Origin of the sequence: Maribacter corallii, assembly GCF_047345415.1 — a bacterium.
Lineage (GTDB): Bacteria > Bacteroidota > Bacteroidia > Flavobacteriales > Flavobacteriaceae > Maribacter_C.
Map to the genome: position 1 here is coordinate 964,476 of NZ_JBLFEP010000003.1, position 20,508 is coordinate 984,983.

General features: G+C 41.2%; 22 protein-coding genes and 1 tRNA gene. 16 read left to right on the forward strand and 7 right to left on the reverse strand.

The window, feature by feature from the left end; all coding sequences use genetic code 11:
* Window positions 1–19: 19 nt before the first annotated feature.
* From ACKWCA_RS14165 to ACKWCA_RS14195, 7 genes are all read left to right on the forward strand, one after another.
* Window positions 20–439, forward strand: coding sequence for a DUF1801 domain-containing protein (locus ACKWCA_RS14165; protein ID WP_413978866.1), 420 nt, complete (start codon window positions 20–22; stop codon window positions 437–439).
* 15 nt (window positions 440–454) lie between these two features.
* Entirely contained in the window at window positions 455–1,885 is a 1,431-nt protein-coding gene (locus ACKWCA_RS14170; protein ID WP_413978867.1) for an amidohydrolase, read from the forward strand.
* A gap of 5 nt (window positions 1,886–1,890) precedes the next feature.
* Entirely contained in the window at window positions 1,891–2,178 is a 288-nt protein-coding gene (locus ACKWCA_RS14175; RefSeq protein ID WP_413978868.1) for a GNAT family N-acetyltransferase, read from the forward strand.
* Window positions 2,179–2,180: 2 nt separating this feature from the next.
* Entirely contained in the window at window positions 2,181–2,609 is a 429-nt protein-coding gene (locus ACKWCA_RS14180) for a (4Fe-4S)-binding protein (RefSeq protein WP_413978869.1), read from the forward strand.
* Between the two features lie 20 nt (window positions 2,610–2,629).
* Complete coding sequence (locus ACKWCA_RS14185; protein WP_413978870.1) at window positions 2,630–3,331, forward strand: lysoplasmalogenase; 702 nt, start codon at window positions 2,630–2,632, stop codon at window positions 3,329–3,331.
* Between the two features lie 30 nt (window positions 3,332–3,361).
* The gene (locus ACKWCA_RS14190) at window positions 3,362–3,805 is read left to right on the forward strand and encodes a VOC family protein (RefSeq protein ID WP_413978871.1); all 444 of its coding nucleotides are present in this window, start codon (window positions 3,362–3,364) and stop codon (window positions 3,803–3,805) included.
* 64 nt (window positions 3,806–3,869) lie between these two features.
* Window positions 3,870–4,868 (forward strand): pirin family protein, encoded by a 999-nt coding sequence (locus ACKWCA_RS14195; RefSeq protein WP_413978872.1) that lies wholly within the window; start codon window positions 3,870–3,872, stop codon window positions 4,866–4,868.
* Between the two features lie 53 nt (window positions 4,869–4,921).
* On the opposite strand, the gene murA is transcribed toward ACKWCA_RS14195, so the two are convergent.
* From murA to ACKWCA_RS14210, 3 genes are all read right to left on the reverse strand, one after another.
* Window positions 4,922–6,229, reverse strand: a complete 1,308-nt coding sequence (murA, locus tag ACKWCA_RS14200; RefSeq protein WP_413978873.1) for a UDP-N-acetylglucosamine 1-carboxyvinyltransferase — start codon at window positions 6,227–6,229, stop codon at window positions 4,922–4,924.
* A 15-nt stretch (window positions 6,230–6,244) separates the two neighbouring features.
* The gene (locus ACKWCA_RS14205) at window positions 6,245–6,895 is read right to left on the reverse strand and encodes a DUF4290 domain-containing protein (RefSeq protein ID WP_413978874.1); all 651 of its coding nucleotides are present in this window, start codon (window positions 6,893–6,895) and stop codon (window positions 6,245–6,247) included.
* Between the two features lie 86 nt (window positions 6,896–6,981).
* Window positions 6,982–7,269, reverse strand: a complete 288-nt coding sequence (locus ACKWCA_RS14210; RefSeq protein WP_413978875.1) for a DUF493 family protein — start codon at window positions 7,267–7,269, stop codon at window positions 6,982–6,984.
* 87 nt (window positions 7,270–7,356) lie between these two features.
* On the opposite strand from ACKWCA_RS14210, the gene ACKWCA_RS14215 reads away from it, so the two are divergent.
* The 5 genes from ACKWCA_RS14215 (at window position 7,357) to ACKWCA_RS14235 (ending at window position 11,892) form a co-directional block, all read left to right on the forward strand.
* A complete protein-coding gene (locus tag ACKWCA_RS14215) occupies window positions 7,357–7,926 on the forward strand; it encodes an AAA family ATPase (RefSeq protein ID WP_413978876.1) in 570 nt (189 codons plus the stop codon).
* Window positions 7,923–9,818, forward strand: coding sequence for a RecQ family ATP-dependent DNA helicase (locus ACKWCA_RS14220; RefSeq protein WP_413978877.1), 1,896 nt, complete (start codon window positions 7,923–7,925; stop codon window positions 9,816–9,818). The genes ACKWCA_RS14215 and ACKWCA_RS14220 overlap by 4 nt, the downstream gene beginning before the upstream one ends.
* A gap of 1 nt (window position 9,819) precedes the next feature.
* Window positions 9,820–10,767, forward strand: coding sequence for a methionyl-tRNA formyltransferase (gene fmt, locus ACKWCA_RS14225; protein WP_413978878.1), 948 nt, complete (start codon window positions 9,820–9,822; stop codon window positions 10,765–10,767).
* 176 nt (window positions 10,768–10,943) lie between these two features.
* The gene (locus ACKWCA_RS14230; RefSeq protein ID WP_413978879.1) at window positions 10,944–11,216 is read left to right on the forward strand and encodes an HU family DNA-binding protein; all 273 of its coding nucleotides are present in this window, start codon (window positions 10,944–10,946) and stop codon (window positions 11,214–11,216) included.
* A gap of 115 nt (window positions 11,217–11,331) precedes the next feature.
* Window positions 11,332–11,892 (forward strand): YqgE/AlgH family protein, encoded by a 561-nt coding sequence (locus tag ACKWCA_RS14235; RefSeq protein WP_413978880.1) that lies wholly within the window; start codon window positions 11,332–11,334, stop codon window positions 11,890–11,892.
* Here the strand turns inward: ACKWCA_RS14235 and ACKWCA_RS14240 are convergent.
* Together ACKWCA_RS14240 and ACKWCA_RS14245 are read right to left on the reverse strand one after the other, a co-directional pair.
* Window positions 11,889–12,734 (reverse strand): aminotransferase class IV, encoded by an 846-nt coding sequence (locus tag ACKWCA_RS14240; protein WP_413978907.1) that lies wholly within the window; start codon window positions 12,732–12,734, stop codon window positions 11,889–11,891. The two genes, ACKWCA_RS14235 and ACKWCA_RS14240, sit on opposite strands and share 4 nt — an antisense overlap.
* A gap of 84 nt (window positions 12,735–12,818) precedes the next feature.
* The gene (locus ACKWCA_RS14245; RefSeq protein ID WP_413978881.1) at window positions 12,819–13,202 is read right to left on the reverse strand and encodes an START-like domain-containing protein; all 384 of its coding nucleotides are present in this window, start codon (window positions 13,200–13,202) and stop codon (window positions 12,819–12,821) included.
* A gap of 153 nt (window positions 13,203–13,355) precedes the next feature.
* Here ACKWCA_RS14245 and ACKWCA_RS14250 point away from each other — a divergent pair.
* From ACKWCA_RS14250 to ACKWCA_RS14260, 3 genes are all read left to right on the forward strand, one after another.
* Window positions 13,356–13,429: transfer RNA gene (locus tag ACKWCA_RS14250), tRNA-Met, on the forward strand.
* 984 nt (window positions 13,430–14,413) lie between these two features.
* Window positions 14,414–14,953 carry a conjugal transfer protein TraO gene (locus ACKWCA_RS14255; protein ID WP_413978882.1) on the forward strand — a complete coding sequence of 180 codons (540 nt, stop codon included), beginning with the start codon at window positions 14,414–14,416 and terminating at the stop codon, window positions 14,951–14,953.
* Between the two features lie 11 nt (window positions 14,954–14,964).
* A complete protein-coding gene (locus ACKWCA_RS14260; RefSeq protein ID WP_413978883.1) occupies window positions 14,965–18,003 on the forward strand; it encodes a TraQ conjugal transfer family protein in 3,039 nt (1,012 codons plus the stop codon).
* An 18-nt stretch (window positions 18,004–18,021) separates the two neighbouring features.
* Here the strand turns inward: ACKWCA_RS14260 and ACKWCA_RS14265 are convergent, their stop codons facing one another.
* Window positions 18,022–18,507 (reverse strand): hypothetical protein, encoded by a 486-nt coding sequence (locus ACKWCA_RS14265; RefSeq protein WP_413978884.1) that lies wholly within the window; start codon window positions 18,505–18,507, stop codon window positions 18,022–18,024.
* A gap of 422 nt (window positions 18,508–18,929) precedes the next feature.
* Window positions 18,930–19,592 carry a 4'-phosphopantetheinyl transferase family protein gene (locus tag ACKWCA_RS14270; RefSeq protein ID WP_413978885.1) on the reverse strand — a complete coding sequence of 221 codons (663 nt, stop codon included), beginning with the start codon at window positions 19,590–19,592 and terminating at the stop codon, window positions 18,930–18,932.
* Between the two features lie 223 nt (window positions 19,593–19,815).
* Here ACKWCA_RS14270 and ACKWCA_RS14275 point away from each other — a divergent pair, with 223 nt between their 5' ends.
* A complete protein-coding gene (locus ACKWCA_RS14275; protein ID WP_413978886.1) occupies window positions 19,816–20,508 on the forward strand; it encodes an ABC transporter ATP-binding protein in 693 nt (230 codons plus the stop codon).

Here is a 20,508-nt window from a genome sequence, read left to right on the forward strand (position 1 = left end):
ATCGTCAGACGAGAATATCATGGCATCCGAGAACAAAACAAGACCTACTTCGACTTCCGTACAGGAATTTATCGATACAGTTACTAACGAGACCAGGCGTTCCGATAGCATGGTCTTATTGGGGCTTTATAAAAAGATAACAGGGCACCCCCCTATACTCTGGGGCAATTCACTGATTGGATTCGGAAGTTACCACTACAAATACGACTCGGGTCGTGAGGGTGATATGCTCTTAGCTGGTTTTTCACCAAGGAAGCAAAATATTGCCCTTTACAATACCGGGCATGTGCGTTATCCTGAGCTTTTAGCAAAACTCGGGAAGTACAAAACCGGGAAGTCATGTCTTTACATTACTCGATTATCGAATGTGGATATGGCCGTGCTGACCCAATTGATCGAATCGGGTTACAACCATATGAAATCGAAATACAATAGCTAATTCAAATACACGACAATGAAAAAATGTTTACTCCCAATAGTACTCCTTCTTGCCTTTTCGGTATCGGCGCAGAAAATGTCAAAAAACAAAAAAGCGATTACGGCATCGGTCGAAAAGCACAAGGCCGAACTTATTAAGATAAGCGACGCCATTTGGGCGGCGGCCGAGACGGCTTTCGAAGAATCCGAATCTTCAAAAATACTAGCCGATTATGCTGAAAAGAATGGACTCACCGTCGAACGTGGAGTGGCCAATATACCGACCGCTTTTACGGCTACCTATGGCTCTGGAAAACCGGTCATTAGTATTTTAGGGGAGTTTGATGCCCTGCCCGGTATTTCGCAAAAGGCGTCACCGGTGAAAGAGCCCTATGAGGAGGGAGCTGCAGGACACGGATGTGGTCATAATATGTTCGGAACCTCAAGTTTGGCAGCGGCCATTGCGGTCAAAGAACTCATGGAGGCCGGAAAACTCAAGGGAACCATTAAATTCTTAGGTACCCCGGCGGAAGAAAAGTTTTTTGCCAAGGTATGGATGGTAGAAGCAGGACTTTGGGACGATGTGGATGTGAATCTAAGCTGGCATCCTTCAGCAGGTATCGAAGCGGATGTACAAACGGGATTATCCCTAATCGATTTCATTGTCGAATTTCACGGTCAAACGGCCCATGCCTCAGCAGATCCATGGAACGGACGCAGTGCTTCCGATGCCTTGGAACTATACACGTCAGGAATCAATTACTACCGTGAACATATTTTGCCAAGCTCACGGATACACTACCATATTCAAGACGGCGGTCAAGTGGTCAATGTGGTACCCGACTATGCCAAATTATGGGTGCGTGTACGAGACCCGAAACGTTCGAAAATGTTACCCACATATGAGCGGGTAAAGGCTATGGCCGAAGGTGCTGCTATCATGGCCAACGTAGATTACGAAATCTCTTTGGTATCGGGCATTTACGAAACTTTGGTCAATCGTTCAGGTGGCGAAATCATGCAAAACAACCTCGAACTCTTAGGGCCAATAAGCTATACAGAAGAAGAAACCGCTTTTGGTAAAGCCATTCAAAAGGCTACCGGAAAACCAGAAGTTGGCATGGACAGCCAAATCTACCCGCTTAAAGAAACGGAAGAAAACCCTGGAGGGGGGTCTACCGATGTGGGCGATGTCAGCTGGAATGTACCCAATATCAATCTCGGAGTTACGGTAGCACCCAAGGACACACCTTGGCACTCTTGGGCCGTAGTGGCCTGCGGGGGAATGTCCATAGGGCACAAGGGTATGATCTATGCCTCGAAGGCCTTAGGAATGACCGCGGTAGACCTTTTCGAGAATCCTAAGATGGTCACTGAGGTAAAAGAGGAATTTAAGATGAGAAAAGGAGACGAGGTATACAAGCCCATGATCGACGGCCCACCACCAATTCCTGTTTCCAAAAACTAGTTGATATGGACATTATCGATAATCAAGAGGCGAAGCAATATGAAATGCATGTTGATGGCGAAATCGTGCGCATTGAGTATATTCGGGCACTGAACAAAATCTATTTGACCCATACAGAAGTTCCGCGATCATTGGAGGGAAGAGGCCTGGGGTCGCAAATCGTCAAAAGCGTACTAGAGGACATCGACGAAAAAGAATTGATCCTGATACCCATGTGTCCTTTTGTAGCGGGGTATATCAAAAAGCACCCTGAATGGAAAAAACTAGTCTTACGGGGCATTAACATTGCATAACTATGGCAGAACGCGAAATCATCAAAAAATACAAGAACGGAGGTTTAAATGTGGTTTGGAAGCCAAAATTGTGTATTCATTCCGAAATTTGCGTGAAGACACTTCCCGAAGTGTATAATCCGAATGAAAAACCATGGATCAAGGCAGAGCAAGCGAGCATTGAGGACTTGAAAGCACAAATCGCCAAGTGCCCTTCCGCGGCGTTGACCTATGAAATCGATGGTGAGAACGAACAAGTCGATACCACTACGGAGACCAAGGTTCAGGTGATGGCCAATGGTCCTTTATTGGTACATGGTGACCTAGAGGTCGCAGGCACGGATGGTTCCCTTGCTAAGAAAACCCGCACCACGGCCTTTTGCCGGTGCGGCGCATCCCAAAACAAACCCTATTGTGACGGAACACACAATTCAGTGAATTTTGTCGGGTAATTCAATTCGTTTGTTACGTGGTGTTAAAGGGTAAATTGTACCGTAAATCCCCTAGATATTTCAAGTATGTCTTTTTCGGTATTGTCTTAAGTGATATCGTTTTAGGGCATTTGGGTCTTACAGAATTTCGGGTGATTTCTAAACCCCTAATTCTAATTTCCCTACTGGTTTATTTTCTACGCTTGGGTACGCACCTTGAAAAGCGTACGTACGTTCTTAGCGGTTGTGCTTTGATCCTGTCGTTATTCGGAGATGTATTTTTGCTCTTTGAGGCCTATTCGAGCCTCTATTTTGTTTTAGGGCTTACTTCTTTTTTACTGGCCCACCTACTTTATGGTTTCATCTTTTCTAAAAAAAGGAACAAGAGACCGCCCATCATCCTTTATGTCATAGCCCTACTGCTCTTCATATATGGAACCCTATTATTTCTTTACCTAAAGCCTTCATTAGGCACATTGGCCTATCCGGTTTTGGCGTATGTTCTTGCCATCTTATTTATGGCCATCAGCGCTTTGGCGCGCTTTCGTAATGTGAACGCCCACAGTTTTTTATGGGTCGGCATGGGAGCCTTGTGCTTCGTATGCTCCGATAGTATACTGGCCATAGATATGTTCAAAAAGCAAATACCATTCGCAAGCCTTTGGATTATGGGTTGTTACGCCCTAGCCCAATATTTGATCGTGGAAGGACTGTTAAAGCAAAGCACCGTTCTCAAAATTTGAGTACATTGCTTGAAGCAAACTATTGAACCGATGAAAAAAATAATTTCCCTTGTGGCATTCCTGGTAGCGTACCAATTTAACGCACAATCGTTTGATTACCAGTTTGACCATCAATCCATAGTAGTGAAAGACGTCAATGTAAGTGCGGACTTTTACGGTTCTATTCTAGGGCTTAAAGAAACGCCACACCCTGACAATCCTCCAACGATTCGATGGTTTGTGGTGAGCGGCAATTCACATGTGCACCTGATCCAGCGTGATTTTGTTCCTTTTGAAAAAAACAAATCCATGCACTTATGCCTCTCCACACAAGACCTGGACGGCGTCATCGCACATTTGGAAGCGAACCATATTACTTATTGGGATTGGCCAGGGAAGAAGAATGCGGTCACCACACGAACCGATAAGGTACGTCAAATATATATCCAAGATCCAGACGGCTATTGGATCGAAATCAATACGGCCGAACATTAACGCAATTGAGGCGAACAGCGGCTTTCATTAAATACGATACCACAGACGAATAACCGATACTGTAATGAGCAAAACCATAAAATCCATTTTTCCATTAGGGTTTCCGTGGCAAACGGAGGATCCCTTTTTATTTAGCGTTTACCATTTAGACCACTATCCGAAAGGAAATGATCAAATGGGGCCGGAGGCAAGTTTAGAAGGCCGTAACCTAGGGAATGACTTCATCGTTAAAGACGGATGGCGTATGTATCACGGACAGACCATTCCCGGTTTTCCCTATCACCCACATAGAGGGTTCGAGACCATTACGATTGTCAATAAGGGTTTTTGTGATCATTCAGACTCCTTAGGAGCAGCGGGAAGATTCGGGCAAGGTGATGTACAGTGGATGACCGCCGGACGGGGCGTACAGCATTCCGAAATGTTTCCCTTGTTGTACAAGGATCAAGAAAATCCTTTAGAGTTGTTTCAAATATGGCTCAACCTTCCCAGTACATCAAAGTTCGTAGACCCTCATTTCAAGATGTTATGGCATGAAGACATTCCCATCGTAAGGGAAAACCAGGTACGGATAAAAGTGATTGCCGGTGATTACAGGGGTACGGCAGCTCCAACCCCAGCTCCTGATTCTTGGGCAGCAGATCCGAAAAATGAGGTTGCGATCTGGAATATCCATATGGATGCCCATAGTGCTTTTACACTACCGAAAGCCCTCACCGAAGTATCTCGTAACCTTTACTTTTATGAGGGCGCTGAACTAACCATTCAAGATGAAAAGATAAAAGCCAACCATGGTATTGGTTTAGCCTCTCGCGAAGATGTCACTATTCAAGCGGGTGATACCACCGTACATTTTATCATATTGCAGGGAAAACCGATTGACGAACCTGTAGTACAACATGGGCCTTTTGTCATGAACACCCAAGAGGAAATCAGCGCAACAATACAAGACTACCAGCTCACTCAATTTGGTGGATGGCCCTGGCCTTATGCCGATAACGTACATGATCGGGAACAGGGAAGGTTCGCAAAATATCCTGATGGAAGTCTGGAAACGAAGTAGTTACTTGATATCTCGATAATAGCGGAAGTCTACATCCGGTTTTTGGCTTGACCTTAAACTCTTTCGATTTTCGCACCGATCGCCCTAAGACGCGTATCGATATCTTCGTACCCACGATCGATCTGTTCGATATTATGAATAGTCGAAGTACCTTTGGCGGAAAGTGCGGCAATCAATAACGAGACCCCCGCACGAATATCAGGCGAGGTCATCGTAGTGGCCTTTAAGGTCGACTTGAAATCATGACCGATAACGGTGGCCCTATGGGGGTCGCACAAGATGATCTTGGCACCCATATCTAAAAGTTTGTCTACAAAGAACAACCGACTTTCGAACATTTTTTGATGAATGACCACTTCTCCCCTGGCCTGTGTTGCCATCACCAAAATAATACTCAACAAATCAGGAGTCATACCGGGCCATGGGGCATCGGCAATAGTCAGGATAGAACCATCGATATAATTCTGTATTTCATATCCGTCGGTATGGGCAGGAATGTAAATATCATCGCCCCGTCGCTCTAATTGTATGCCGAGCTTTTGAAACACCGATGGAATCTGGCCCAAATCGTTCCAACTAACGTTCTTGATGGTCAACTCGCTACGGGTCATTGCCGCAAGACCGATCCAACTGCCAATTTCGATCATATCAGGAAGCATGGTGTGTTCGGTACCTCCCAAGCCATCTACACCTTCTATGGTCAATAAATTTGATCCTACACCTGAAATCTTAGCGCCCATACGGTTCAACATCTTGCATAACTGCTGGAGGTAGGGCTCACATGCGGCATTATAAATAGTGGTCGTACCCTCCGCAAGTACTGCGGCCATAACGATATTGGCAGTTCCGGTTACGGATGCCTCATCTAAAAGCATATAGGTACCCGTCAGGGTATCGGCCTCGACTCCATAGAAATATTCTTCACGATTGTACCTGAATTTTGCACCGAGCTTGATAAAACCTTCGAAATGGGTGTCCAATCGGCGTCGACCGATTTTATCTCCTCCAGGTTTGGGAATATAGCCTTTGCCAAAACGTGACAATAAAGGTCCGACCAACATAATCGATCCTCGAAGTCCGCTCCCATCTTTTTTGAATTGAGCCGATTGTAAATACTCTAAATCAACATCGTCGGCTTGGAACGCGTACGTACCCCTGCCTCCTTTTTCAACCTTTACGCCCAAATCTTTCAAAAGCGCAATAAGTTTGTTGACGTCAACAATATCAGGAATATTGCTTATGGTTACTTTTTCTGGGGTCAATAGTACTGCACAAAGAATTTGCAGTGCTTCGTTTTTAGCACCTTGAGGAGTGATTTCACCTGAAAGTTGGTGCCCTCCCTCTATTTTAAATGTTCCCATGTAGGCTGGAGCAGGTTAGTATCGCTTCTTACCGCGATTGTTTCGTTGATTTTTTTTGCCCGAATTGCTACGTACATTTTTAGCAACCCGGTTTTTAAGGAACTGACCACTTTCGGTTAGAATTTCATCTTCGGCGTTCAAGTTTATCTGACCATCGCTCAATTCATACAAATGTGCAAAAATCGCCTTATCGTCGACGGTGTCCTTGTTCCAGTTCAGGTAGCACTTTTTCATGTGATTGGCAATGGCGTATTCCAATCCATCGCGCATATCGCCTTTTTCCCATTTTACCGCAACATCGATCATACGTTTGATGTTATTCCCATAAAAACGGTACTTGGGATGATTCTGAGGATAAGGCAGTGGTTCAGGACGTTGGCGCAGTACTTCTTCCGAAGTGATCGGAAATGGTGAATCGACATCCAATTTAAAATTGGACATGATGAACAATTGATCCCACAGTTTATGTTGAAAATCAGGCACATCCCTCAAATGGGGCTGCATATTGCCCATCACACTTATAATGGCCTGAGCGACTCGATTTCTTTCCTCTCTATCCGCAATGGAAACCGCAAAGTCTACCATTTTCTGAAAATGACGTCCGTATTCCGGAATGATCAAATGCGCGCGTTCCGTATTGTATTGTAAATTCTCTACTAAATTCAAATTGAAAAGTTTTTCGTAAATAAAAAGTATAAGGAAGTATTCTTATAACGCATGCAAATTAGCAAAATTATGCAAGAATAGCTATTTTATAGTGAGATAACGCCCTCAACGGTACCGACTTGCTTATATTTTTCGATTACCGCGTCGGGATCTTTCAAATGCACCGTCACCGATAGGCTCGTGTAGGTGCCCTTCTTTGATTGCTTTGATTCGATTACCGCACCTGTATTGTCAAATATTTTCTCTATTTGTTTGATTTTCAACTCATCGGATGGTACGATGAATTTATAAAGATAATTTGAGGGCCATTTGGTGTTCTCGGCTAGTTGTACTTTCAGTCTCTTATAGAATTCTTCTGACTTTTGGCTATCCATACCGTAACTTTTAAACAAAGATAGCGCTTCGGCCCGATTTTATTATCCTAGGGGTTTGATTACTTTTGTAGGGATAAAATTTTTCGTTTGAGCACAAAGAAAATAGTCATCACCGGTGGCCCGAGTACAGGTAAAACATCTGTTATCGAATATCTGGAAAACTTGGGTTACCCTTGTCTTCACGAGGTCATTCGGCTGATGACCTTAGCTCAAAAAGAGGAAAAGAACGACCTAGTTTTCAAGACGAACCCTATCGTATCCGTTGCGGACCCCAAAGAATTCAACGAACGTATTTTGAATGCCCGTGTGTCACAATATCATTCCTTAAAAGGTGTCGCTACGGACGAGGTGGTGTTTTTTGATCGCGGTATTCCTGATGTCTTGGCTTATATGGACTGTTTCGGACAGGCATACGGAACCGATTTTGAAAAAGCATGTACCGATCATCCCTATGATCATGTGTTTATCATGCCCCCTTGGAAGGAAATCCACGTTTCGGACAATGAGCGCTTTGAAAACTATGAAGAAAGCCTTCAAGTGCACCGTTGCCTGACCCATTCGTATACGCAATTGGGTTATGAGGTTGAAATGGTGCCCAAAATGGCCGTTGCCGAGCGCGCGGCTTATATTCTAGATGCCATAAAGAACAAAACGTGAACAAAGACCCAAAAGAAATTTTACAGCAGTTTTGGGGCTACACCACGTTCAGGGGATCTCAGGAAAGAATTATCAATGCGGTGCTGGCGCGGCAAGATGTACTTGCCCTTTTACCGACAGGTGGAGGAAAATCAGTCTGCTTTCAAATTCCAGCGCTGGCTACCGACGGAATCTGCATAGTGGTCTCTCCTTTGATAGCGCTCATACAAAATCAGGTAGCACATCTTAAGACCATCGGAATCAAGGCAATTGCGTTGACCGGTGGGATTTCATTTGACGAAGTCGGCGCCTTATTGGATAACTGTATTTTCGGTAACTATAAATTTCTCTATCTCTCTCCAGAACGACTGCAACAAGATATGGTACAGTCACGTATCCGTCAGATGAACGTCAATCTGATCGCTATTGATGAAGCCCATTGTATTTCGCAATGGGGCCATGATTTCCGTCCCGCATACCTGGAATGCGAAAAATTACGTGCCCTTGTTCCTGAAGCACCGCTCATTGCCCTCACCGCAACGGCCACCAAGCAAGTAGCCCAAGACATCCTCGATAGTTTGAAACTTACGTCACCGTTGAAGGTCACGGATTCTTTTTTACGTAATAACATTGCCTTTAAAGTACTTTGGGAAGAAGATAAGCGATACCGTTTGAAGGTATTGTGTACCCGTCTTGAAAAGAGCGCCATTGTCTATGTGCGCACTAGAAGATTAGCGCAAGAAATCGCGGTATACCTCACTTCAAATGGCTGTAACGCCACCTATTTTCATGGAGGAATTCCCAGAAAGGAAAAGGAAAAACGTTTGAATGGCTGGTTAAACGACCACACCAAGATCATGGTAGCGACCAATGCATTCGGCATGGGCATTGACAAACCCGATGTGGAACTTGTGGTTCACTATCAGCTTCCGGACTGTTTGGAAAACTACTTTCAGGAAGCCGGAAGGGCCGGAAGGGATGGTCAACGGGCCAAAGCCATTCTCATTACCAATGCCACTGATATCAAGCGAGCGGAACAACAATTTTTAGGCACCTTACCCGATACCGTTCATCTTCGACAAGTATACCGTAAATTGAATTCCTATTTTCAAATTCCGTACGGCGAAGGTCATGATCAGACCTTTCAATTGGACTTTAACACCTTTTGTTCCCTATACCAGCTAAAACCACTACTGACCTATAACGTACTCCGGATCTTAGACCAATACTCCGTAATAGCTTTGAGCGAATCATTTTCCAAGAAGACCACTGTGCGCTTTTTGGCGTCTAAAGATGTATTATCCACCTATTTCGAAAACAACAGGCACCTCGTGGCCATAGCTCAGACCCTATTGAGAACCTATGGTGGAATCTTCGATTTTGACACCAAAATCAATACACGCCTCATTGCGACCAAAGCCGCCTGTACAGAAGAGCTGGTCACACAAGTACTAGGCCAACTTCAAAAGGACGAGATCATCGATTACACCGCCCAGCACAGTGATATCGAAATCACTTTTTTGGTCCCGCGGGAAGATGAGCGCACCATCAATGTTTTCGCCAAGAAGGTCAAAGAACGGCAAGCGATCAAAGTGAGTAACCTCAGACATATGTTACGGTACGCATCTGATCAGAAAGCCTGCAGGAGCAAACAGTTATTGCGGTATTTTGGGGAACATAGTGAAGTAGATTGCGGTATATGCGATATTTGTTTGCGAAATAAAGGGGAAGACCTACCTAAAGAGATGATCAAGACGGCCGTACTCTCCCTTTTGGAAGAACACCGACATAGTTCAAGGGAACTGATTGAAAAATTACAATTAAGCGAGGCTGCTCTATTGGCCTCCATTAGCGAATTATTGGAGGAGGGTCGTATAAAGATCAACCCAATGAACCAATATGAATTAACATAGCATGAAAGACTTACGAATCCTATTTATGGGAACGCCTGATTTTGCAGTTGCAACATTAGAAAAACTAGTGGAATGTGACCATACCATTGTAGGAGTGATTACGGCCCCGGATCGGCCTGCGGGCAGGGGAAGAAAGCTACAGCAATCCGCAGTCAAAACATACGCATTGAAAAAAGGGTTGCCCGTTTTACAACCGACCAACTTGAAAAATGAGGATTTTCTAACCGCTCTGGCCGAACTGCGTGCCAATTTGCAGATCGTAGTAGCGTTTAGGATGCTTCCGAAGGTGGTATGGAACATGCCCGAATACGGCACTTTTAACCTACACGCCTCCCTTTTGCCCAACTACCGCGGCGCAGCACCCATTAATTGGGTACTCATCAACGGAGAAAAAGAAACCGGGGTCACCACTTTTTTTATCGATGACAAAATAGATACCGGTGAGATCATACTGCAAGATCGTACCCCTATTGCGGAACATGATACGGCCGGTACCCTTCACGACCGGTTAATGGTGATGGGCTCAAATTTGGTTGCGCAAACGGTTAGGCAGATTACTGACGGAACCGTTACAACAGTAAGGCAGACCGATACCGAGGGCTTGAAGACGGCCTATAAGATCCATAAGGAAACCTGTGCAATCGATTGGTCAAAGTCAATCGACGCCATTTACGATCATATTAGGGGCCTAAGCCCCTACCCTGCTGCCTGGAGCACCTTGACTACGGGCGATACGCAACTTTCGGTCAAAATTTATGCCGTTACCAAAGAGCGGGAGACGCATCAACATGTAATCGGCACAGTGGTTTTCGATAAAAAAGAACTCAAGGTAGCGGTCAAAGAGGGTTTCATCTCCATCTTGGAAATGCAGCTTCCGGGTAAAAGAAGGATGAAAACCAGCGATATCTTAAATGGGCTTAAATTGGAAAAAAAGGCGTTTCTTAGCTGAAGTCCCATTCTCATTGGGCTGCGAGAACCCTAAAAAACACCCTACTTTATCAACAAACGCCCTGAGTTATCAACAAAATGGGGTATTTCCCCCGATTTCACTTGTGTTCAACGCAAATCCGTATAAATTTGTTAGACGTTTAAAACTATTTTAACAACAATTAATTTAATCACATTATGAACAAAACAGAATTAATCGACGCAATGGCAGCCGACGCTGGCATCACAAAAGCAGCAGCAAAGAAGTCTTTAGAGTCTTTCTTGGGAAATGTTGAAGGTGCTCTTAAAAAAGGTGGCCGTGTTTCTTTAGTAGGTTTCGGATCTTGGTCTGTATCTAAAAGAAACGCTAGAGAAGGAAGAAATCCATCAACTGGAAAAACAATCCAGATTGCAGCTAAAAACGTAGTGAAGTTTAAGGCAGGTGCTGATTTAGGCAAAGCGGTAAACTAGTTCATAGCGATATTATATGATAAAGCATCTCACGCAAGTGAGGTGCTTTATTGATTTAAGGCTTTTTGGTTTTTATAGGAATTATCTTATTTTAGAGAAGTGAAGTATTCGATACATGATCAAGCTTAAACCAAAAAAAGGAAAATTGCTAATTGCAGAACCGGCGCTCACCGGCGACGTTGCGTTCAATAGATCGGTAGTACTTATTGCCGAGCATAATGACGAGGGCTCTGTGGGTTTTATACTGAATAAACCATTGGAGTATCATATCAACGACCTTGTCACGGAAATCTTCGTTCCCTTTCGGGTGTACAATGGTGGGCCAGTAGAACAAGACAATCTTTATTTCATACATACGGTACCGCATCTGATCAGCGATAGCATTGAAATTTCGGATGGTATTTTTTGGGGAGGGGATTTTGAAAAGACCATTGAACTGATCAATAGAAAAGAAATCTCGGAAGAAGATATCCGTTTCTTTTTGGGCTACTCGGGCTGGGCCTCGCTTCAACTGGATGAAGAGCTTTCCTCCAACTCGTGGATCGTGGTCAAAAACGAATACCAAAGTGAGATTATTAGAAAGTCGACAGCCGCATTTTGGAAAGAAAAAATGCTTCAACTCGGTGGCGATTATCTTTTATGGTCCAATGCCCCTGAAAACCCTAGTCTGAATTAAGTAAGTCTAGAAAGAGCGTTCAGTTTACCCAGCAGATCCGTGGCGACCTTGCGCTCGAAGTCCTTCTTTCTATATTTTGTGATGGATCGAATACCCGATATGGAATTGGTCATAAACAGCTCATCGGCCTTTTGAAGATCAAAAGGCGAAATGGAATATTCTTTTAAGGTATACCCCTCTAGTTTCCCTAGAATTTCGATGATCTTTTTACGTATGATGCCGTTTAGGCAGCCATCTTCTATCGGCGGGGTAGTTACTACGGTACCGTTCACCATAAAGATATTTCCGTTTAAGGTCTCGGTAATCTGTTTGTTGGTATTCAAGAGAAGGCAATTTTGATAGCCGTTTTCCCGTGCATAAATACTTCCTACCACATTGATGACCTTATTATTGGTCTTGAGGGTCGCCGTGAGATCATCGTTGACATAAAAATCCTTGAAAAGCTCGATTTCGTAGGGTCCTTCCGCCATGGTGTAGAAAGGCGCCTTTAAAGGGTTACATTCAATACAATAAGAAACCTGGTTCGAATCAGGCAAATAAAAACCGCCTCCATTCCGAAAGATCGTTAAGCGGACCCGTGCTGGCGAACCGTTCAGGGTATTGGCCGTTATGGTCTTGATGATCTCCTCCTGCAAAAATTCCATAGTGAACTCCATCGGAATCGCCATTCGCAGTATGCGCATAGAAGCCATCAAGCGCAAATAGTGATCTTCCCAAAAAATAACTTTGCCATCGACTACGCGTAGGGTCTCAAACAGCGAATCGCCATAGCGGAGGCCTCTATTTTCGTGGTTTAGAAAAGTAGTGGTGGCGGGTAGCAACTGCCCATTGTAATTTACCATTCCGGTCGATTTATAAAGGGGTGGAAAAGTGTCATAAAAAAACCTTGACATATTCAAGGTTCGAACATAGCGTGTTCGCTTGTATTATTTAGATCCCAGAACCTGCTTTAAATCACTTACTTGGTTCTCCCATAGCATCTTGGCTTCATCGATCTCATCTTCGTCGGCAAAATCAGTAATAAAAAGGGAAACGTCCTTGGTGATTTCATCAACGATGATCTTCATTTCGAAGTAGGTATCGTCATCACTTTCTTCCCAAGCAAATTTGACGAACTCATCACTTTTTCTTTTGAGCATCTTGGCCTCTTCTTCCGACCCGTCCCAAATAAAACTGAAAATCTCGCCCCGCGAGTTCACATTGTCCGCGAACCACTCAGAGAGGCCCGAAGGTGTCGCCAGATATTGGTACAACATCTGGGGAGATGATTGTATAACGAACTCCAGTTCAAATTTGGTTTTATCGCTCATGCTTTCATTCGATTTAGTATAAGCAATATATATATTTAAATAAGATTAAAAAATAAAAGTATGAGAATAATTTTTTGATTGGTGAATGTTGACGGAGCGAAAATTAAACTTTATATTTGCAGCCGTTTAAAAAACCGTTACGGTTGAAAACAAGGCGAGGTAGCTCAGCTGGTTAGAGCGTCGGATTCATAACCCGGAGGCCGCGGGTTCAAGTCCCGCTCTCGCTACTAGTATTTAAAGGGAAACCCAAGATTCAAGTCTTGGGTTTTTTGTTTCTGTACAACATATGTACAACATTTTTAATTTTTATCCAATTATTTTAAACTATTCTATTTGACATCAAATTTTGGACACATCTCTTATATAGGGTTCAATTCTAACTATTAAATCAATTCGGAACAACCAAAACTCAAATTGGGTTTTGATAGAAATGTTAATTTGAATGATTAAAAAAAAGGGCTCAACTTTAACTCTTTACAAAAGGTGTAGTTTGTAAAGGTTGCCCTTTAGAACTAACTTTACGCTAAATCATTCTCGACCATTATTATTACGAAAAAACTCATTATTAAACCAAAGGAAACGATAAAAACCTATCCATAGGTTCTATTTTTATGGTGACTCAAACAGCAAAACTTTTTTGCTGAAGTTAAATTTTTCACTTTTATCCTCAAGCATAATATGAAGCCATGTCTAAATTCCCACCTAACCTTTCTTTAACATATAATGTTATTTAGAATCACCACCGACCGGGTTTGAGAGCTGCAAGGCCTCATGGAGTATAGTAGGCCTTATTTACTAGAGTATGACGGCCTCGAGTTCCAGCATCCACCATCAAGTCCAACTGGCTTACGATTTAAGACATAATATGAACAGGTTTACTTAATGGACTTTGTTATTTTAAAGCACTTGGACTTAGTAGTTCATTAAAATGAAAGATAGTTTAAATAGCAATCAAGATTTAATGATTGTAATTATCAAAGTTAAATTCAGTTGGTGAAACTTACGCTAGATAACGTCATAAATTTAAAAGCTCTACTTAATTTAAACCTCGATAACAGGGAATTTGTGACCATTTTGTTCTTGTATTCAAAAAATTCGCTTTGGATGAAAAGAAAGAAGTCGTTGTAGAACTGGATGAGGAATCCGGTAATCGAAACCTTTCCTTGAAGGTTGGTCATGAAATCATTAACAATCCAATACACTTCTAAACCATGAAAATAAAGATACTGTTAATAGCACTTTTCATTATGCCTTTTGCCTTTTCCCAAGGTAGCAACTATGCTTCTTCTATAGGCATAAGCGGCGGTTATGCTGAGGACGGGTTTGGGGTCATGGGCACCTACAATTATCATTTGAACCGAAATCGATATGCTCAATTAAGTGTATTCGCAGCTATAGCAGAGGAAAAAGGCTCCTTCAATATTCCTTACAATATTTTTACTGTGCAACCGGGCTATTTTATAAGGGTTTGGGAACAAAAGAATTTTAAAAAGTATGCACTCAACCTCGGAGGTGGGGCCATCTTCGGGTACGAGGTCATAAACAATGGAAATAGTCTATTGGAAACTGGAGCTGTAATCAACGCCAAAAGCCAATTCATATATGGAGGTTTCGTTGGGTTGGAAGGGGAAATAACGCTTAGCAATGATTTTTCATTGTTGATAAAAGCGAATGAATATTACCATGTGAATAGTGACGTCGGAAACTTCTATCCCTACGCGGGTATAGGATTACGCTATTTTTTGTTTTAAACCAATTGAAAATGAAAAATCAATATACACCTACCAAAATCATAATGGGTCTTTTAACCCTAGTTTCCATTCTTGTATTTGCTTGCAGCAAGAATTTTGAGGATGTCATTTTGGACGATTTTGATTTTAGCTTTTCGGGAGAACATCCAGAAGAAAGCTTTCTTTTCGAAAGTAGCAGAACATCTTTTTCCTTGGTTCCTGAAAAAGAAATCTCCACGGTCGATTATTACTTAAAGTACACCAGTTTTAATGCAAGGGGGTACTTTTTGAATATGGAAGGTGATACCCTTAGGCAAAATGATACTCTAAATATCAAAAACCGTAACTGGGCATATAATTATGTTGCCATCGATACAGGTGCCCATAGGGTAAAGTTTACAGCATGGGATTCGAACTTGAGAACAAAGGAGATTGAACTTCTATATAATGCCAAATTCGCAAGCTTTAGTTTTTTACTAAATAAAGGAGTCAACGTATTTATAATCAATTCTAAAAACCCCGTAAATATTACCCTTTTAAGAGATAAAGAAACCGAGAATCCTGAAAATAAAAGTGACTTTGAAGTAACGTATCAGATTGAAAATGGGACTGGAAAACTCTATTCTGGAAATGAAATTTTTGACGCAGGAAAGCCATTTAACTTACCAAAAGGAATTTCGGAATTAAGCTACCTACCGGAAACTTTAGGCGAACACAAATTGATTGTAACGGCCAAAGCTCCTGATGGTGCCTCTTTGACCGAGCAACTACTTTTGAATGTCTTAAATCTCGATTTCACAATCAATACGACCGCTGCATCCACTCAAGTGGAGTTGGATACAAATCTGGCCATTGCAATAGACCTTAAAACCCAAGATGAAGAATCGGATGTAGCATACGAAATAACTCATTCGTTTGCCACGACAAGTAAAGGGAGTGGAACTGTTCGAGACCACAATGGCGGTGTTATGGAACCAGGCCAATTTCGAAACGTTGTACCCAACTCCTACAATTACACATTTACTAGTACTGAATTGGGTAAAAGAAAAATATACTTTGATATAAGGGATTCCAACGGACAGACCAAACGTGATAGTGTTGAAATTGAGGTTGCCAGTATACCTTTTACCTTCTCAGGAAACTCGGAAAGTAATTCCGTTTTTGTGAACGAACGGTCGCAGTTCAATTTTAATATTAAATCTAACGGGAATACAGAAAATATAGAATACAATCTTACCTATGAAATCTTGGAAGGGAATGGTAAGCTTACTGGAATCAATGGAAACAACATCCAAAATTCGACGGATTATCCCGTTGAGTTAGGAAATTTTTCATTGTTCTATTACCCCAAAAGCATCGGCTCCCATCAGGTTTCATTTTTGATCACGGATAATTACGGCCAAGTAGTAGGCCCTGTAATCATCGATTTGGAAACAAAACAGAATGATTTTCAAGTAAATATTACACCATTGAAAACATCTGAGTTTGCAAACATTCCTGTAAATGTGATTATCGATATAGACGAGGTTCCCGATGGAGCAAATGCGAACTATGAGGCCTTCTATTCGTCAGGTAGGAATAGTGCTATTTGGGTAAATGGGACGGAATATGGTCCTGGGGAGAAATTTCAGTTGAACCCCAACGAGAATAATGTGGTCTATACGGGAACGGAAGCAGGTCGGCATGATATCGTGCTAAGTGTGGAATCGGATGCTGGTGTAACCCATACTGCAAGCACAACGATAAACTACAATCAGGTCGATTTCTTGTTTACGGCGGGAAGTCAAAAATCTGATATCTCAATTGGGGAGACCACTTCCTTGAACTTCAACATTTCCGAGAGCATCGGTTCTTCGGACTATACAATGCGCTTCAGTTTAAATGGTAACGCTTTGATTCGAAACGAAAGTGGGATGGAAGTAAGTGCTGGAAATATTTATGATATGCCAAAAGGCAATTTCAACTGGACTTTAGAAGGTACAGACGAGAGCAATATCAATTTGATTTTCTATGTGCAGAACGATACTGGTCTTGAAAAAACGGTTACAGTATCCATTTCGGTAAGTCCAAAGAACTACAATTTTACTGCTAATGCCACCGAATCAGAAGCATTCACAAATGAAGAAGTGGATATTAATTTTAATATATCCGAGTTGGATATTGGTGGTGATACCTATGTGATGTACTACTCTTCAGGAAGTAGCAATGGTGGTTTTGAGTATCTGGGAACCACTTATGCGGCTGGAGAAAGTTTTACCGTGCCCATTGGTTCGTTTCAAGGAAAATATATTGGAATTTCAGAATCCAATCACAATATCGAGTTTACTGTTCGATCCTCTTCAGAAGTAGAAAAAACAGCAAATATCAATATTGATTATGAGAAATATGAAGAATTATTTGATTTAACGGTAACACAACCGTCAGTCGACTTATTTCAAGATCAGCCATTTCCGTTTTCATTTGTAGTAAATGGAACAGCTGGGCACAACCCTGAGGTGACCTATGAAATGACGTTTGATTTTGACGGTATAAATGCAGGTTATATAGTTCATAATGGGCAAACTTACAGGGCTGGTGAAATAATTCCTTTAGAATATGGTTCATCAAGATTAAACTTTACACCCTTGACCGATGAAAGCTTCATTATTAATTTCAGTGTTGAAAATTCTACTGGCATTTCACAGACTGCAAGCGAGTCCGTTATCATTCTAAAAAGACCAAAGGTAGCAGTAAAGGGAGAAAAGCACAATGTAAGTTGTGGAGGTCTTAATGGATGTGACTATCAAGTAAGAATCTACACTTGTTTTGACACCAATTGCTCGGAAGCATATAATGGCGCTACGTTACAACAAGTAGAAATTCGAATATACAATCGTTCCGATAGAAGATGGGATACAAAACTATTTAACTACGATGATGCTCAGGGTTCAGGTGTTGAACGTTTTTTTCTCTTAGAGGAAGAACCGAGTGAGGGCAAACTTAAATATTTAGATCAGCGATATGAAGTTCGGGTATTCGACACAAATGGACAATGGAGTGAAAAAGCAACTGGCAACATCATCAGGGTATAACCTGCTAGGAAGTAATTCTTAGTTTTTACTGTAGCTAATTGTGACTATGACATCTGTATCTCCTAAGTTATCATTGGTTTCAATAACGAGCTTGGTTTTGGTCAGTTCTTGGATTCGCATTTCATTTCTAGTATCGAACCGTATCAAGGTATTGTCAATAAGCTCGTACCTAGCTTCTTCAATATTCGAAAATTCCGTGTCTTCTTCACAAGGAAGACCATTGTCATTAATACTATAATCTCCTTTTTCTCCATCAGCTCGTGCCGTAAAAAATGTGAGGTTGTCTTTGATGCATTGCCGAATTTCTTGGGTGTTGAAAAGGTCTATATTTACGGTTCCATCGCCATTGATGTCAACTGCCTTATTTGTAGTAATTGATGTATATTCCCATTGGCCTAATAAGGCTTCACTCCTATCAGATTCTGAGACACTATCATCGTTTTTTTTACAGGATGAAAGAATCATAAATATCAAGACAAGAAGCGAAAAAAAAATCGTTTTCATAGAAATACATTATAGGTGAACTATATAAAGATAACGATTTGACATGGCCTATCGTACGCCTCCAAACTCCTGCTATTAGACAGCAAGCGCAAATAGACAAAGAAAAAAATGCCTGCTTGCCTTTGTTAATAGATATTAGTGTTCTAAATAGCTAAAACCAAAAGAATCCGCATAAGTGACTTATCTTAAAGACCTAGCCCTGCGACCATCAATATAAAAACTGCAAGAACATGGAAATGGTAGTAATAAAACCACCAACATATTGAAATTAATTTTGTATGGTACTTATTATTTTTTCAAGCTTAACAAAGGTGAAATTTGAAAATTAAAACCTTCAGTTCTACTCCTTTTATGAAAACTTCCAAAATGTAATTTAGTCCAAGAATATAAATAAGCACACTTAAATTCTTTAAATTCAAAACCTAAAAGCAATCGTTAAAGACTAATTCTTTAACTTGGCATGAATTACTTTTCCAATCCAAACATCCACGAACAGCTATGTGACAGATATAGCTTTTGTCCACAATTAACTGTTTTAATGAATATATCTCGGCATTCAATACACTTTGATTTGCTACTACTTCAAAAGATTTAAGTGGTAAGTGAAAACCCATACCATTAGCCTTAATCACAGCTTCTTTTTGTGTCCAATACGTATAAAAAGCATTTTCACTATTATTCAAATCATCCAACAAGCCCCATTCATTTTGCGTCATTTGATGTTTGAAATCATTAATGTTTACAGGTTTAATAAACTCAATATCAACTCCAATTTCTCCAGAAGTTGTTATTGCACAGATAGCAATTTCTTTAGAATGTGAAATACTGAATTGAATCATTTCATCATCAATATAAGGTTTTTTATAAATGGTATAGTTAATCGGTAAACAACTATTTTTTTTGTAGCAATGTTCTAATCCATACTGCAGTAATAATCTTCCTAAAAGTGATAATTGCGAATCTTGCCAACGTCTGAAACTTAACACCTTCCTTTGAAAGTCATCCGGGAATCTTGATAAATAATTTTTAAAGAGGGTATGGTGGAATTCGTAACTTATATAAGAATAAAAAACATGTATTTTCATATTAATGGTGAACTACGTACAAATAGAATAAAACTGAAGTTATAAGGAAATCTGTTAATATTCTATTAAAACTAAATTTGTTGAAAACCGTCAGTAAACAATCACCTTTATTGTTAATCGCTTTTACTACAAATTAATGATAATTAAAGTGATTTTAGAGCGATGTAACAACAGAAGACTGATAAAAAAGCGATAGTTTTTTGGAAAGTGAAATCAATAAAAAATGATACAGATTCAAAATTTGGAAAAGAGCTTTAGAACTAAGGATATGGAAACCATAGCTTTGAACAATGTGAATTTGAAAGTAGAATCAGGGGAATTCGTAGTCATTATGAGACCTTCTGGTTGTGGAAAATCAACTTTATTGAATATTATAGGCCTTTTAGATAATTTCACGGAAGGGAGCTATCAATTTGCCGGGAATGAGGTGGCCAACCTTAAGGAAGGGCAACGGACTGAATTACGAAAGGGTAATATGGGATTTGTTTTTCAGAGCTTTAATCTTATTGAAGATATCACCGTTTTTGAAAACGTTGAGCTTCCTTTAATTTATTTAAAAGAGAACAAAGTCAGCCGAAAGAAAAAAGTTATGAAAATCTTAAGACATTTGAAAATTGATGATAGGACAAAGCATTTTCCAAACCAACTTTCTGGAGGTCAACAACAGCGTGTGGCAATTGCCCGGGCACTCGTGACCAACCCAAAACTTATCTTGGCGGATGAACCTACTGGTAACTTAGATTCAAAAAACGGTCGTGAAGTCATGGCTCTTCTGACCCAAATGAGTCAAGAGGGAACAACAATAATAATGGTAACTCACTCAGTTCTCAATTCTCAATATGGACATCGAGTAGTAAACCTGTTTGATGGACAAATTGTCGCACAGAGGCGAAATAAGGCCATGGATTCTAGATAA

What these genes read in the sequence shown, in the direction of transcription:
- ACKWCA_RS14235 (WP_413978880.1), top strand. Translation starts at nt 11,332, where the DNA reads ATGATCAAGCTTAAACCAAAAAAAGGAAAATTGCTAATTGCAGAACCG.
- fmt (WP_413978878.1), top strand. Translation starts at nt 9,820, where the DNA reads ATGAAAGACTTACGAATCCTATTTATGGGAACGCCTGATTTTGCAGTT.
- ACKWCA_RS14265 (WP_413978884.1), bottom strand. Translation starts at nt 18,507, where the DNA reads ATGAAAACGATTTTTTTTTCGCTTCTTGTCTTGATATTTATGATTCTT.
- ACKWCA_RS14245 (WP_413978881.1), bottom strand. Translation starts at nt 13,202, where the DNA reads ATGAGCGATAAAACCAAATTTGAACTGGAGTTCGTTATACAATCATCT.
- ACKWCA_RS14210 (WP_413978875.1), bottom strand. Translation starts at nt 7,269, where the DNA reads ATGGATAGCCAAAAGTCAGAAGAATTCTATAAGAGACTGAAAGTACAA.
- ACKWCA_RS14175 (WP_413978868.1), top strand. Translation starts at nt 1,891, where the DNA reads ATGGACATTATCGATAATCAAGAGGCGAAGCAATATGAAATGCATGTT.
- ACKWCA_RS14240 (WP_413978907.1), bottom strand. Translation starts at nt 12,734, where the DNA reads ATGGTAAATTACAATGGGCAGTTGCTACCCGCCACCACTACTTTTCTA.
- ACKWCA_RS14270 (WP_413978885.1), bottom strand. Translation starts at nt 19,592, where the DNA reads ATGAAAATACATGTTTTTTATTCTTATATAAGTTACGAATTCCACCAT.
- ACKWCA_RS14190 (WP_413978871.1), top strand. Translation starts at nt 3,362, where the DNA reads ATGAAAAAAATAATTTCCCTTGTGGCATTCCTGGTAGCGTACCAATTT.
- ACKWCA_RS14170 (WP_413978867.1), top strand. Translation starts at nt 455, where the DNA reads ATGAAAAAATGTTTACTCCCAATAGTACTCCTTCTTGCCTTTTCGGTA.
- ACKWCA_RS14180 (WP_413978869.1), top strand. Translation starts at nt 2,181, where the DNA reads ATGGCAGAACGCGAAATCATCAAAAAATACAAGAACGGAGGTTTAAAT.
- murA (WP_413978873.1), bottom strand. Translation starts at nt 6,229, where the DNA reads ATGGGAACATTTAAAATAGAGGGAGGGCACCAACTTTCAGGTGAAATC.
- ACKWCA_RS14195 (WP_413978872.1), top strand. Translation starts at nt 3,870, where the DNA reads ATGAGCAAAACCATAAAATCCATTTTTCCATTAGGGTTTCCGTGGCAA.
- ACKWCA_RS14230 (WP_413978879.1), top strand. Translation starts at nt 10,944, where the DNA reads ATGAACAAAACAGAATTAATCGACGCAATGGCAGCCGACGCTGGCATC.
- ACKWCA_RS14165 (WP_413978866.1), top strand. Translation starts at nt 20, where the DNA reads ATGGCATCCGAGAACAAAACAAGACCTACTTCGACTTCCGTACAGGAA.
- ACKWCA_RS14275 (WP_413978886.1), top strand. Translation starts at nt 19,816, where the DNA reads ATGATACAGATTCAAAATTTGGAAAAGAGCTTTAGAACTAAGGATATG.
- ACKWCA_RS14255 (WP_413978882.1), top strand. Translation starts at nt 14,414, where the DNA reads ATGAAAATAAAGATACTGTTAATAGCACTTTTCATTATGCCTTTTGCC.
- ACKWCA_RS14260 (WP_413978883.1), top strand. Translation starts at nt 14,965, where the DNA reads ATGAAAAATCAATATACACCTACCAAAATCATAATGGGTCTTTTAACC.